Origin of the sequence: Acidocella aromatica, from assembly GCF_014201825.1 — a bacterium.
GTDB lineage: Bacteria > Pseudomonadota > Alphaproteobacteria > Acetobacterales > Acetobacteraceae > Acidocella > Acidocella aromatica.
This window is the reverse complement of sequence record NZ_JACHFJ010000017.1, coordinates 25,837-40,349: the sequence shown is the minus strand read 5'-3', so window position 1 is coordinate 40,349 and position 14,513 is coordinate 25,837. Positions and strand designations below refer to the sequence as shown.

General features: G+C 57.5%; 11 protein-coding genes and 1 other annotated feature. Of the genes, 4 read left to right on the top strand and 7 right to left on the bottom strand.

The annotated features are described in order from the left end of the window. The 3 genes from HNP71_RS13410 to HNP71_RS13400 all read left to right on the top strand — a co-directional run. Window positions 1-679: thiolase C-terminal domain-containing protein (locus tag HNP71_RS13410; RefSeq protein WP_408840926.1), on the top strand; the 679-nt coding region annotated here is incomplete at its 5' end. 45 nt (window positions 680-724) lie between these two features. Beyond that, window positions 725-1,429: a CoA transferase subunit A gene (locus HNP71_RS13405; protein ID WP_183267456.1), complete on the top strand. Its 705-nt coding sequence runs from the start codon at window positions 725-727 to the stop codon at window positions 1,427-1,429. Between the two features lies 1 nt (window position 1,430). Then, window positions 1,431-2,072: a 3-oxoacid CoA-transferase subunit B gene (locus HNP71_RS13400; protein ID WP_183267455.1), complete on the top strand. Its 642-nt coding sequence runs from the start codon at window positions 1,431-1,433 to the stop codon at window positions 2,070-2,072. A gap of 80 nt (window positions 2,073-2,152) precedes the next feature. On the opposite strand, the gene HNP71_RS13395 is transcribed toward HNP71_RS13400, so the two are convergent. From HNP71_RS13395 to HNP71_RS13370, 6 genes are all read right to left on the bottom strand, one after another. Further along, window positions 2,153-3,142 (bottom strand): zinc-dependent alcohol dehydrogenase family protein, encoded by a 990-nt coding sequence (locus HNP71_RS13395; RefSeq protein ID WP_221246914.1) that lies wholly within the window; start codon window positions 3,140-3,142, stop codon window positions 2,153-2,155. Window positions 3,143-3,228: 86 nt separating this feature from the next. Next, window positions 3,229-4,080 (bottom strand): hypothetical protein, encoded by an 852-nt coding sequence (locus HNP71_RS13390; protein ID WP_183267453.1) that lies wholly within the window; start codon window positions 4,078-4,080, stop codon window positions 3,229-3,231. Continuing rightward, entirely contained in the window at window positions 4,077-6,353 is a 2,277-nt protein-coding gene (locus HNP71_RS13385) for a hydantoinase B/oxoprolinase family protein (protein WP_183267452.1), read from the bottom strand. Before HNP71_RS13385 ends, HNP71_RS13390 begins: the two co-directional genes overlap by 4 nt. 39 nt (window positions 6,354-6,392) lie before the next feature. Further along, window positions 6,393-8,531: a hydantoinase/oxoprolinase family protein gene (locus tag HNP71_RS13380; protein ID WP_183267451.1), complete on the bottom strand. Its 2,139-nt coding sequence runs from the start codon at window positions 8,529-8,531 to the stop codon at window positions 6,393-6,395. A 67-nt stretch (window positions 8,532-8,598) separates the two neighbouring features. Further along, entirely contained in the window at window positions 8,599-8,985 is a 387-nt protein-coding gene (locus HNP71_RS13375; RefSeq protein WP_221246912.1) for an acetone carboxylase subunit gamma, read from the bottom strand. 15 nt (window positions 8,986-9,000) lie between these two features. Further along, the gene (locus HNP71_RS13370; protein WP_221246910.1) at window positions 9,001-11,031 is read right to left on the bottom strand and encodes a hydantoinase/oxoprolinase family protein; all 2,031 of its coding nucleotides are present in this window, start codon (window positions 11,029-11,031) and stop codon (window positions 9,001-9,003) included. 346 nt (window positions 11,032-11,377) lie between these two features. Between HNP71_RS13370 and HNP71_RS13365 the strand changes: the two genes are divergently transcribed. Beyond that, complete coding sequence (locus HNP71_RS13365; RefSeq protein ID WP_183267449.1) at window positions 11,378-12,586, top strand: CobW family GTP-binding protein; 1,209 nt, start codon at window positions 11,378-11,380, stop codon at window positions 12,584-12,586. A 282-nt stretch (window positions 12,587-12,868) separates the two neighbouring features. Here HNP71_RS13365 and HNP71_RS13360 read toward each other — a convergent pair whose 3' ends face one another. Further along, complete coding sequence (locus HNP71_RS13360; protein ID WP_221246927.1) at window positions 12,869-14,347, bottom strand: SulP family inorganic anion transporter; 1,479 nt, start codon at window positions 14,345-14,347, stop codon at window positions 12,869-12,871. A gap of 68 nt (window positions 14,348-14,415) precedes the next feature. After that, window positions 14,416-14,471 (bottom strand) — a sequence feature (sul1 is cis-regulatory element that is thought to sense ions involved in sulfur or methionine metabolism; They are found in Alphaproteobacteria). Between the last annotated feature and the right edge of the window lie 42 nt (window positions 14,472-14,513).

Genomic DNA, 14,513 nt, shown 5'->3' with positions numbered 1-14,513 from the left:
TAATCTGCTCTTCAGAAAATCGGCTGCCCTTCATCGGTCTATCCCCCAGGAACAGACTCTACACAAAAACGGTCACATTCCAGGGGAGCACGTCAGCGGCAACAAGAATCTGATCCTCGTTGGGCATCTGCGCCGCACCGACTGCTCACTGGTCTCTGATGGTGCCGCTGCGGTCGTCCTGGCATCATCCGATACCGCACGCAGCATGAAGCAAGCTGTACGGTTTCGCTCGGCGGTACAGGTCAATGACTATCTGCCAATGTCCAAGCGCGACATCATCGCTTTTGAAGGACCTCGTCTTGCTTCGCAGAAGACCCTGACCCAATCCGACATTTCTCTTTCCGATCTAAGCTTCGTGGAAACCCATGACTGCTTCACGACCGCCGAACTGATCGAATATGAAGGCATGGGCCTTACACCACCAGGACGCGACGCCCAAGCCATCGAGGAAGGGTGGACGGAAATGGATGGCCGCCTTCCCGTTAATCCGTCAGACGGGTTAAAGGCTAAAGGTCACCCATCGGCGCAACCGGTGTATCCATGCACGCCCTATGCGCCATGCAATTTCTGGCTACAGCACGGGGGGGGCCAAGTGCCAGGCGCTGAGTTGGCTGGCTTATTCAATATGGGCGGCGCAGCAGTTGCCAATTTTGCAAGCATTCTGGAGTGCCTCCGCTAGATGCCAAGTATCCTAAAAAATTCTTTCGTAACCAGGGAGAGAAAAATGAACAAAATCTATGCTAGCGCCACAACGGCGCTGGACGGTATCGTATTCGATGGTATGACGGTGATGTCAGGCGGTTTCGGGCTGTGCGGCATTCCAGAAAAACTCACTGTCGCGCTTCGAGAGTCCGGTGTAAGGAACCTCACGGTCATCAGCAATAATTGCGGAACCGACGGCATCGGCCTGGGTGCGCTGCTTGCAACACGGCAAATTCGCAAGATGATCTCGTCCTATGTCGGCGAAAACAAGCTCTTTGCCCAGCAATATCTATCCGGCGAACTTGAGCTGGAATTCGCGCCGCAGGGCACACTGGCTGAACGCATCCGCGCCGGCGGGGCCGGCATTCCGGCATTTTTCACGCGCACCGGCATCGGTACGCTGGTGGCCGAGGGTAAGGAGACGCGCAGCTTTAATGGCGCGGAGTATCTGATGGAGCAAGCCCTGACCGCAGATCTTGCCATCATAAAGGCATGGAAGGGCGATACGGAGGGTAATCTGATTTTTCGCAAGACAGCCCGCAATTTCAACCCGGTGATGGCAACGGCCGCGAAGATCACCATTGCCGAGGTCGAACATCTGGTCCCAGCCGGCCAGTTGGCTTCCGACCATATCCATACACCAGGTATCTTTGTACAGCGGATTATCGAAGGCACCGCCTACGAAAAGTACATCGAACAGCGCACCGTGCGCAAAAGGGAGAATTAACATGGCATGGACCCGCGAACAAATGGCAGCCCGCGCCGCCAAGGAACTATGCGATGGTTTCTACGTGAATCTGGGTATTGGTATTCCAACGCTGGTGGCAAACTACATCCCCTCAGGGATGAATGTAACCTTACAAAGCGAAAACGGGATGCTGGGCATGGGGCCATTCCCGTTCGAGGGCGAGGAGGAGGCTGACCTCATCAATGCAGGGAAACAGACCATTACAGAGTTGCCCAAGACAAGCTATTTCTCATCGGCCGACAGCTTCGCCATGATCCGTGGAGGTCATGTCGACCTCTCAATCCTCGGCGCCATGCAGGTGGGAGCAAATGGTGACCTCGCCAATTGGATGGTACCAGGCAAGATGGTGAAGGGCATGGGCGGCGCCATGGATCTGGTGGCCGGCGTGAAGCGCGTGGTTGTTGTGATGGAACACACTGCGAAGGATGGAGAGCTCAAGATCCTTGAATGCTGTACCCTGCCGCTGACCGGCCAGGGCGTTGTTGATCTGGTGATTACCGATCTAGGCGTACTCAGCGTCAGCCGGCATGGCGGAGGCACGACACTCCTTGAGTTGGCACCGGGCGTAAGCCTGGATGAGGTACGGTCGAAAACTGGCACAGCTTTTACCGTGGCTGGATAAACGACACCAAGCAAAAAGCCGCCATCACTGAGATGGCGGCCCAAGTTTAGCGGGAATTTGAAGAAATCGCCTACTGGTTCTTAGAGCTCGATGATAACCTTGAGCGCGTTGGTCGCCGCGGCGCGCTGGAAGGTATCGTAGGCATCCAGCATGTTTTCCAGCTTGAAGCGATGGGTGATAAGCTGGCTTGGATTAAGCTTGTTAGCCTGTACCGTCTTCAGCAACATAGGTGTGGTAACGGTATCAACCAGCCGCGTGGTGAGGGTGATGTTGTGAGCCCACAACCGTTCGAGATGCAGGTCCACCTTGGCGCCGTGGACACCGACATTGGCAATCGTGCCCCCCGCCGCCACAATGTCCTGGCACAGCTCGAAGGTCGGCGGAATGCCAACCGCCTCGATGGCCACATCCACACCATTGCCGCCGGTCAGAGCCATCACTGCATCAACAGTACTGTCCTTGCCGCTGTTTACGGTCCGTGTCGCACCGAACGTTTTCGCCACGGCAAGGCGGTTGTCGTCTAGGTCGATCATGATGATTTCGGCTGGCGAGTAGAACTGCGCCGTGAGCAGCGCCGCCAACCCCACCGGCCCAGCACCGACGATAGCCACAGTGGCGCCGGGTGAGACTTTGCCGTTCAGCACACCGCACTCATAGCCGGTGGGCAGAATATCGCTGAGCATAACGAGCGCCTCTTCATCCATGCCCTCCGGAATCCGGTGCAGGCTGGTTTCGGCAAAGGGGATGCGCGCATACTCCGCCTGGGTGCCATTGATGGTATGCCCCAGTATCCAGCCGCCCTGGCGGCAATGGGAATACATCCCGCGCCGACAGTAATCGCATTTACCGCAGGATGTGATGCAAGAAATCAGCACGCGGTCGCCTTTCTTGAAGCTCTGCACACCATCGCCGACCTCATCGATCACGCCCACGCCTTCATGCCCGAGCACGGTACCCGGCTTCACCGTTGGTACATCGCCTTTCAGGATGTGCAGGTCGGTGCCGCAGATCGTGGTCTTGGCGAGCTTTACGATCACGTCCGTCGAAGCCTCGATGCGTGGTTTCGGCACATCCGCAAGTACCTTCTGGCCGGGTCCCTGGTAGACTAATGCTTTCATCTTATGTTTCCTCCTTGTCCAGGTTATATGGGGTGGGTTCAGCGCAAGCGGGAGAGATTATCGAGGACCGTCTCCGGCTTCTGATCCACGGGGATTTCAGCAAAGTAGAACTGCCCCGGTGCCAGGGGGGGCAGCGCCGCGCCGGACCAGAGCGCGGGCCCGACCTCCAGCCCTGCCGCCTTGGCGAGCCCCGTAGGCGGCAACGGCATAACAAGGCCGTCCACCATCTCCGCCAGGGCCTCCCCGGCGTCCCCCTGGGTGCGCCAGACGATCCCCCAGCGATAGTGGCGCGCCACGTTCACTACAGGGCGGCAACGTGCGGCATCGCCAAGCTGCGCCGGGGCCTTACCATCCTCCAGAAAAACACCGCCGACCGGCGCCGAGGACACCGAACGGAAGAAGTCCGCCATATACATGGCCGCGTCCTCGAGATCGTCATCCTCGACGGTGACATCATCTCGCCCCGTCAGTTGGCTTGCCATACCCAGCCAAGCGCGAGGGGTAGCCATGGCCAACACCACCGGCACCTGGCCGCGCACAGCGCCAGCCACAGCTTCGGCCACCTCGGCCAGAAGCTGGCGCGGTCCTTCGGCCTCCAGTAGCTTCCTCAACGGGTAGGAGGTCCGGCGCTTGGCCGCCATCTCGGAGGTAAGGGCGGGGTGGCGCTTGGCCCAGGAGCGGAGCAGGTCGTCCACCTCCAGCACCGCAATATCCGGACGCAACAGTCCATTGGCTTGGCCGAAATAGGCGAGATAAGCGGCAGCACCGAGCCAGGGATCCCCTGCCTCGCCAAGAAGAAGCCGCCGGGCATAGCCCGACGACTTCAGCCATACGCGCAGCCCCGCCTTGCCGGATATATCCGGCAATTTATCGACGAGGCTCTGGCTCATTGCTTCTCGTCCCCAAGTGCGCCCAGATTGGCAAGCCGCGCCTCCAGCTCGGCAATGCGGACATCCTTGGGATGTTGCATATAGTTCGGCTTGGGCTTGTCTGCATCACGGATCACATCCGGGCCGCCCATATAGAGGATCGAAACATCATCCCCCCAACAGCCGAAATATTGCAGATGCGAGGGCGGTTTCGGCTTGTTCCACTCCTTGATGAACTCGGCATAGGGCTTTGACCGCGCAATGCGGGCCTTGCGCTCCTCCGCCCGGGCCTGGGCCGTGGCTTCGAAATTGATGGCCAGCGTGGCAGAGTCGAACTTCACCTTATAGAGACGCTCGGCAACCTCAGAGGACATCAGCCCTTCCTCGATGTCCTTGATTACGTTCGCCGGTTCGCGCTCCAGCAGATCACCATACCCCGCCCCTGCCCCCTGGGAGATCATGAACAACTCGCCACGCCGGGAGATCTCGAACCCCATGCCCATATGGTGGGTGGTGTAGGATGCGCCATCGAAAGGCCTCTCGTTCATGATCTCCTCGATCGAGTGGCGGAACTTCTCGGGCTCGTTGATGAGGATGTCGTAAACATCCACGCCCTGGACCTTGCTCAGCGGGTAGCAGCCGCAGGCATAGCCGCCGAACAGCCCCTGCAGCGGCGGTATCTTCGCGCCCTGGCAGGTGGTCATGAAGCCCCATTGCGAAGAGTCCTTGGTCGCCACCATCATGGTGTAGCCCTGTCCGCCCCGGTACTTGCCGGGCGCGATGGCGTCGCGCGTCATTTTTTTCGACACGAGTTGCAGGAACGGTACCTCCTCCTCGTTCAACTCCTGCTCGCCGATATCGGCCATGGTGGCGAAGATCGGCGCCAAGGCGTGCTCACCGTCACGGTCGACAACCGCGCCAGCACCCATGCCGTTGAGATCGGCGCAGAGATTGCCCAGCGTCTCGCCATGCTGGCTTACACCACCCCAGATGAAGGTGTTGATCATGTTAAAGGTCGGCGCATGCACCTTGGTGAATTTCTCCGGGCAGCTATAGAGGAATTTCGCCACGGCATGCTGGCCGGCGGTGAAGCCGGTGAAGATCGACATCAGGCTCTGCGAGTTCGGCGCATCATAGGAGCAATTCACGATCGAATGCGGATCGGTGATGACCTCGATGGGCGCGAAGGCCGCCTGACCACGCGGCAGATCCGGCCAGACATAGCACAGGAACACCTGCGCCAGCATGCCCTTGAGCCCCGCGACGATGGTATTTGTGGCACGGTTGGTGAATTCCGGGCTGGACCCGCGGAAGTCGAATATCAACCGGTCGCCGGTCTTGGTCAGCTTGCAGTTGATCTTCACCACGCAGTTCTCGCGCAAGGTCGAGTCCTGAATGATGTAGGTGCGTACCGTCATGTCCGGCCATTCGCTAACGCGCCGCTTCACTTCAGCCCGGACATTCTCCATGGTCAGACGCAGCGTCGAGATCAGTGCCTCGGGACCATCGGTGTTCAGCGTCTCCTCGATGCGCTGCTTGATACGCAAGCAGGCGAAAAGCTTCACCTTCATATCCTCGTATTGCAGCTTTGGCTCACGCACCGAATTCTGCAGAAAGGTCAGGATATCCCGTTTGATCTGATAATTCTCGACGACCTTGAAGGGCGACATCTTCAGCCCTTCATCGCTCGGGCTCTCCGCCATGGAGGGCATGCCGCCCGGCTCAATGGCGCCGTTCTCCCCTTCGTGCACGGTGGACGCCACCCAGCACACCAGCTTGCCCTCGTGGAAAATGGGCAGGATCATGCTCTGGTCAGTATTATGCACGTTGCCGTAGCGGGAGTCATTGTGGATAAAGCCATCGCCCTCGCGCACGCCGACGGTAGGGTCATTCAACCAGTTTTTGATGATAAACTTGATCGGGTGATGCACCAGCGCCGAGAAAATCAGCACACCGCCAGCACTGGCAATGGCAAGGTCGCCAGACGCGGAATAGACGCCAGTGATGACGTCTCCCCATTTCGCGCCCGGGGCGGCGCCCATCTGCTCCACCATCTCATAGCCTTCATCGCAGCCGGACTGAATGCGGTCGCGGATCTTGGCGATACTGTGAACATCGTTGAACGCCGTGATCGCCGCATCCTCATCCCGGCTGCGGGGCATGAGGTCATGATTCTGCATGATCTCGGGGTCAGGCCCCAGGAACAGCGTGGTATCGTCGAGGAACTTCTTGATCAGCTCCATATCGGCGGCTGACGGCGTCTTCAGCGCCCGTGCATTGCTCATTTGGTTCATCAGGATATCCTCCCAAAAATCAGGGTTTATGCCGTTGACTTATTCGTTGCGTAGAAACCAGGAAGCCCCTTGCTTGGCGGCGACAAAGGTCCAGCCCGGATCGACGAGGAAGGTCGTCACCTCCGAGGCGATGATCGCAGGCCCCGGAATTTCCACGCCAGGCTTGACGTCGGCCCGGTTCCAGACCGGGGTGTCGCGACTCCCCTGATGACCGACGAAATAGCAGTTCCGACGGCTGGAGGGTGCAGGCGGAGCTTGGCGTTCACCCTTCGGCAGGGGCTTAATATCTTCGAACTGCACCGTTTGATGATGCACGTAGGACGCAACGCGGATGGTATTGATGCGAATACCCGCCTCCGGCGCCTGCGAGCCTTCACCGAAGCGCTTGCCGTAATCATTGGAGAATTGCGAGATGATCGCCAGCACATCGGCTGGGCCATGCACCTCATGCTGCGGAATCACCGCCGTGGTCTGCACGAGCTGATTACCGTAACGCATATCCAGCTCCAGGCTGTGGCGGATGTCCTCCGGTGCCACGCCCTGGCGGAGCAGATCCCGCTTACCGCGTTCGCGCAGCTCCGCAACGATAGCGTTGAAACGCTCGTAATCGTCGAAGATATGGCGCGAGTTGGAATCGTACAGCACCATATAGAGCGACTGTTCGTGGATATGGAGCTGATGCATGTTGCCCGCTCCCACGGCAGAGAACACAGAGCTGAAAGGCGGTGCTAGAATGCGGTCGATATTCAGGTTCTTGGCGATGCCACAGCAATGCAACGGGCCGTTGCCACCATAGGCGAGCATGGTGAAGTCCTCGGGATCATAGCCACGGGCTCGGAGTTCGGTGAACAGGCCGTTGGCCATGTTGTCATCCACCTTCTCACGGATCAGCAATGCCGCATCGATGACCGAGCAATCCAGCTCGTCGCAGAGCGTGTCTTCGATCACCGATTTGGAGCGGCGTGGATTCAAGGGAATGGAGCCCCCAGCATAATTTTCAGGATCAAGATAGCCAAGCAACAGATCCGCATCGGTCACGGTGGCGCGCATCCCTCCACGATCATAGCAGGCCGGACCGGGGTCGGAACCCGCACTCTCAGGGCCGCATTGCACGGTCTTGTACATACGGTCGTAAGAGGCGATGGAGCCGCCGCCCGCACCAAGTGTGACCAGATGCACCATAGGCACCGAGACCAGCCAGCGGTCGATAACCGGATTAAAATCGTAGTGCTTGATGCCGCCTTCGACGACGATGCCGATATCATAGCTCGTGCCCCCCATATCGGTTGCCACAACATTGCCGAGCATCGCCTGCAGAGCCAGATGCTCCGAAGCGCCAATGCCGGAGACCGGCCCGGAGTGAATGGTCTGCAGCGCATCGGTGGAGTTTAATTGCGCCATACCGCCCGAATTATGAATCACCAGCATCGGCTTTTCATAGGAATGGGACCGTAGATTCTGCTCCAGGGCAGAGAGCGCATGATACATGGTGGAATGCAGGTAGCCATCAACAATCGCCGATGTGGCGCGAACATATTCGCCCTTGCGTCCAGCCACTTGGTGCGAGAGAATGACCGGAATGGCACCCAGGAGATGCGAGGGATATTCCTCCAGGATAATTTCCTCGATCCGCTGTTCATGCGCCGGACTCACCACGCTGTTCACCAACGCGACGACGATGATCTGCGCCCCACGGTCAACCAATTCACGAATCTGTAGGCGCACATCGTTTTCATCAAGCGGCATCACCAACCGACCTTCGAAATCGACACGTTCACGCACACCACGGATCATGTGCGGTAGAATCAACGGATCGGGCCGCTGGGCGTTTGGCATATCCTGCTGGCCAAGATTATCCAGCCCCTCGCCATAGCCACGAGCGCGGCTGAGCGGTACGGTCGCCTCATACCCGGCGGTAACCAGCATGCCCATCCTGGGTCCCTTATGCTCGATCAGCGCGTTGGTGCCAAGCGTCGTGGCGTAGCGGACGGAGTCCACGCCAGACATGATATCTTCAAGCTCAAGATCAAGAACATTACATGCTTTACCTAAAGCCTCGTTGAATCCCATAGCCAAGTTGTGATGCGTTGTAAGAGCCTTTGCCTCGACATATTTGTCACCCCAAACGACGAAACAGTCGGTGAACGTACCCCCGATATCGACAGAAACTCGTTTCATGTTTCCTCCAATTTTGCTTACTGCACCGAAAAAAGCGGTGGCGGAGGTCTAGCCCTCCGCCTTCAGTTTAGTGGTTATGCCCAATGGCGGTGGTTACCGCCGGTCCCGCATAGGGCTCGGACTCCTTGCCCCGGGCTTCCCATTGCGCCTTCAACGCCGGCAGGTTGACCTCCATATCAAACAACGGGGGATGACCCGGGATCGCGTATTCGGTTTCCACCTGGGTGCCACAGCTCGGGCAGCAATATTCGAGAATGCGGACCCATTCTGGATCTGGACTGAATGTAAAACGATATTTGTCAGGATCAATGATCGGCGGATGGATCTCGCGCGGGTCCCGGTTATGGACCAGAAGGCCTTCCTTATAATTTCCCTTAGCTGAGCCAACCACATGGTTGCAGACTCGGCATTCCCAGTTCTCCGTTTCAAGATCGATGCGAAGATATTCGGTCATGGGAACTTTCATATTTTAATCCTCCCTATTCAGCATGACATCGCCGAGATCAGTGACAACAAAGCGCCAGCCTTTCAGAACCCGGCAGGTGAAATAATCCTCTTCTAGAATCGCCGGACCAGCGGCATGGTCGCCAGGCTGCATGTTGCCCAGGCGATAAACTGGCACGGTGATACGCCCATCCTGCGCGGTGAGGATGGTACGGCTGCCCGAAGCTCGCGCGGGGTTAAGCGCCTTGACACCAGCCGTTCTGGAGCCGCCGCTCCGCAGCAGTTTGACCGCATTGACTTCAAGATCAACGTTGTCCGCCTCAAAAAAGGCGGGAGGAAACACAGCCTCGCCTTGCAGAACCTGAGTAGCAACACGACCATCTGGAAAAGTTGCAACCAAGCTAGCCTGAACTGTATAGCTGCCATCCGCACAGCCTTCCGCAAACATATCACGCGAGGCCTTGGTATTCAGATTTTCCAGCTTCTCGTGTAGTTCCTCGGCCGAGAATGCATCGAGCGACACAACATAACGCTGCGAGATATCGCAGGCGCCAATGCCATAAGCCGAGAATACGGCAGCCATCTGCGGAACCGCCACTTGACGGATCCCTGCCTGCTCGGCTACGCCACAGGCATTTAGTGGCCCGGCACCGCCAAAGGCAAGCATCACCGTGTTCTCGGAAATATTGGTGAAGCGATGCAACTCATCGGCGATCTTCGCTTCGTAGGCCTTTTCCATTGTGATGAGCGCTGCGTCGATACCCAACCCAAGTGGATCAGCAATGTTCGTCTTCACCGCCGCTGCTGCACGATCACGGTCCAACCCCATGCCACCGCCAAAATAGGAAGTAGGATCAAACAAACCGCAAAGTAGACTGGCATCGGTGATCGTCGCCTCCTTGCCGCCACGTCCGAAACAAGCGGGGCCAGGAACTGCACCGACACTCTCGGGACCGATGGCGATGTGCCCATCCTTCACCCGGAAGATCGAGCTGCCACCAGCTCCCGCACTCATGATTTCGCAAAGTGGGAAGGACACGCTTATGCCCTCCACATGTCCACGCCTGGCCTCGGCCACCTTGCCTTCAACACACTGGCCGATATCGGTCGTCGTACCACCCACATCTATGGAAACCACATCAGAAAAGTCATAGATCTTAGCAAAGGCTTTCATACCTTCCATGCCGCCACGCGGGCCAGAGCTGTACGTCTTGATAGCAATGGTCTTGGCAACTCGTGATGCATCACCATCATTCCGGAAGATCAGCAGCGGATTCTTCATGCGGAATTCGCGCAGGCGGTTCTCCGCGTTATAGAGAAACCCCTCCATGGACGGATGCAGAAAAGAATTAATAATAGCCGTCCATGTCCGACGTTCGGCCTCCTTGTCTGTTGTTAAATCACTGCCGTAGAGGATTGGCACCGCCCCCAGCAAATGGCGTGGGAATTTGCGTAGTGCCACCTTTTTGAAGCGGTCTTCAATATTTTGAAATCCAGGGCCATCGAAGCTGACCACCAAGCGGTTTGCACCGGCAGCAGTAAGCACATTGATCGCCTTCACCACTTCGACGTCCGCCTCTGCTCCCATGACCACGTCAGTGTTCAGAAAGACGATACGTTCGCCGATCAGAGCCTCGAACAATTCCCGGTCGTGTTCGGCAAGAAGCTTCGGAAGGTTCCGCTCGGCACCGTTCAGGATCAGCCCCAGGCGTGGCCCCTTGCGCTCACAGATGGCGTTGGTACCCTGCGTAGTGGAATACCGGATAAGATCGACCTCTTCCAGAAGCCTTTTCACATCAGTATTCCCGTAGAGCACACCAGAGGCTTTCTGGAGCCCTTCGAAGAAGCACTTGCTGAGGTCATATGGCGTGGTCAGAATTTTCGTTTTTTTGACCTTTTCGCCATCCATGATGCAAATGTCGGTCAGCGTGCCGCCATTATCGATGTTGATTTGTAATGCCATTTTTGAACTGCCTTCTCCCTTGCCTTTGACGTGCCCGGCTCCTCGTCTCTTGTGGGCAACCAGAGCACTCTGCTCCTTGAACGAATGGCTCATCAGCAAGGCCTATGCCAAATATCGTAAAATACATAACGATCTGTTTTTTCTAGGATATTCTATTGTGTCCGGGAGTGCAGACTAAACTGCCATCACGTTGTCTTTTCGGATGATCGTCCGATTTCCGGTCCCTCTTGCGCGACGCAACATGTCTGCGTGGCATTTCGCTACCTCCTGGTTTTTCATCTGGAATCAAGCCTGCAAGCTTTCTGGAACCTGGACGGTCTCCCATCATTATAAGGTCCATCTCTCCAGTTTTTTTGACTGGCATGGCTTTTGCTGAGCTTTTACTTTGACTGAAGCAACAAGAACCCAACAAGGCATTTTCACGAGGAACTTCTTTATCATGATAGATATGTCACCATTATCCAGCGTTCTGCCGGTCGATCGTATCGCCGTCTGCCTACTGACGGGCTTTCTTGGTTCGGGAAAAACGACACTGCTGAACCAGCTAACCAAACACCCAGAAATGGACGGCACGGTGGTTCTGATCAATGAATTCGGTGAGGTGGGCATTGATCATCATCTTGTTGAGACAATGGATGAATCGATTTTATTGTTGGATTCCGGCTGTCTATGCTGCTCGGTGCATGGCGATTTTGTACGGGTACTTCGCGACCTGCATGAGCGTGCGTCGCGCCGCGAGATTCCGCCAATCAAGCGGGTCATCGTGGAGACAACGGGCCTAGCAGACCCAATGCCGGTTATCTACAGTCTCATGGAGGACCGCTATATCGCCGCTCGCTATGTCTGCGACAGCGTGCTCACCGTGGTAGACGCCAGCCGCGGCCGTGCTCAACTTGAGCAACACCAAGAGGCCATACGGCAAATTGTCATGGCTGATCGACTGTTGATCGCTAAAAGCGACATATCGGAGCGCACAACTCTGGAGGCACTGCAGGGATGGCTAGACACGCTCAATCCTTCGGCGCAACGCTTGCGGGTCACGCACGGCAACATCGCTCCGGAGCAATTATTTTCTAGCGGCATCTACGCGCTATCGCCGAAGATCCCAGATATCGCCGCCTGGTTGGGCGAAAAGACCCACCAGCGGCTTCATCCCGGCAATAATCACTACGCCCATGATCCTGATGTATCGAGCTTTACTGTTCGTTTCGAACGTCCCGTGACGTGGCGCGGGCTATCGGTCGTTATGGGGCTTATCCTGCAGGAGTTTGAGAGGAAATTGCTGTGCGCCAAGGGGGTGGTGAATGTCGCAGGACTGACGGAACCGGTTGTACTGCAATGCGTACAGGGTACCGCTTATCCACCGGTGCGGCTGAAGCATTGGCCAGCCACAGGGCCATTGTCCGATCGGCATGGCTGCCTTGTGTTCATCGGGCGCGGACTTGAAAGTACGGCTCACAGCGAGATTGAACGGCGGCTGGCAATCCTACCAAATGACGAAGTGGCTATGCGGACGATTGCGGCCACGCCATTGCTGCCCACGCGGTGCTGGCTGAACGAACGCATGCCTTGGCTTGGGCGAGGATGCTACGATACGCCCAACTGGATTGTACAGCCGCCGATCAGGCCCCACCGGTCTGTGCACTAATAGTCGCAGTCTCTAGGTGTTGCTTTCCACTGAGAAGTGACCCGGGAAGAACGGTTTTTGCCACTGAGATTTGACCACGTTTGACTGTTACCCCATCTGCCCAAGGCGGCCGAACTGCTCGCCGACCGCGGCCATGATAGAACTGGTTCCGTGCCCCCTCACCGAACGATGTACCGTACCGTGCATTCCAGGCCGTAAAAACCGCAAACACCAGTCGCCTTCATCAAGCTCAGGTTCGGCCTCGGAGCGCCTACCCTGCCGGGCATTGCCCGGCAGGGTATTTTAATGCTGCGGCTGGGCGGCACCTTCCTTGTCATGCACAGCGAAGCGCTCAACCATGGTGGCACTCGCCTCATTGAGGCCAATAATGCTGACCTTCTTCCCATGCCGGCGGGCCTTCAGCACCACCTTGTCCAGCGACGCTATGGCGGAAATATCCCAAAAATGCGCTTGAGAAACATCGATAATAATGTCGGCGGCGGGTCCGTTCACCTCGATCTCCTTCGCAAAAGAACCGGCCGAGGCGAAAAATACCTGCCCCTCGACGGCATAGGTTTGGGTCCGCTCGTCAGCTGAAAGCGTGGAAACCACCCTCACCATGCGCGCCACCTTGGCGGCAAAGAACACGCCGGACAGCACCACGCCCACCAGCACGCCTTTGGATAGATCGCGCGTGGCTACAACCGTCACTACCGTCGCCAGCATCACCACCGAGGATTGCCATGGGTTGCGCCGCAGTTGCGGAATGGAGCGCCAGGAGAAGGTATTGATCGAGACCATGATCATCACGGCGGTGAGCGCGGCAACCGGCACATAGGCCAGGAGACGTTGCAGCATCACCAGCAAAACCAACAGCACAGCCCCTGCGGTGAGGGTCGAGAGGCGCCCGCGCCCGCCGGAGGAGACATTGATAACCGACTGCCCGATCATCGCACAGCCGCCCATGCCACCGAAGCAGGCCGACACGATATTGGCGATGCCCTGGCCGATGCTCTCGCTCTCCTTGCTGCTATTGGTATCGGTCATGTCATCGAGGATTTCTGCGGTGAGCAGAGATTCCAGCAGCCCCACGACCGCCATGGTGAGCGCAATCGGAGCAATGGTTTTCAGCATATCCGCCGTCAACGGCACATGCGGCAGAGCGAACACCGGCACGGTTGTGGGCAACTGGCCGAGATCAGCAACCACCCGTGCATGCAGATGCAGACCAAAACAAGCCAGGGTGAGTACCGCAATGGCCACCAAAGGCGCAGGTACCGCCTTGGTGATGTAGGGGAAGCCATAAATGATGGCGAGACCGGCGGCGATAAGCACAAACGTGACAGGCTGCGCGCCAATGATCTGCGGCAACTGCGCCAGGAAGATAAGAAGCGCCAGAGCATTGACAAAGCCAGTGAGTACCGATTGCGAGACGAAACGCATCAACCGGTCTAGCCGCAAGAGACCGCCTAGAACCTGGAACAGCCCCATGAGGATGGTTGCGGCGAACAGATATTGGACGCCATGGGCATGCACGAGACCGGTCATCAGCACAGCGGTGGAGGCGGTGGCCGCAGAGATCATGGCTGCCCGCCCGCCGACGAAGGCAATGACACAGGCAATGACCACCGAGGCGTAAAGCCCGACCTTGGGATCAACGCCGGCGACGACAGAAAAGCCGATCGCCTCAGGAATGAGCGCCAACGCAACGACTACGCCGGAGAGGATTTCGGTACGAGGGCTGTATCGCCATTGAGATATGTAAGGGGAGAAACGTTCCATTGTACCTCGGCAAACGACCATCATGCGGACCGCCGGAACGGTTCGGAAATGGGAAAGCATGATTTGTGCGTGGTCTGGCGGATCGGCGGCCGGAAGAGCCACCCGGAATTGCACCGGGTCCAGGATACTTGCCGCCCCTCTAACAAGGCTTTGGCTGCATTGCAAC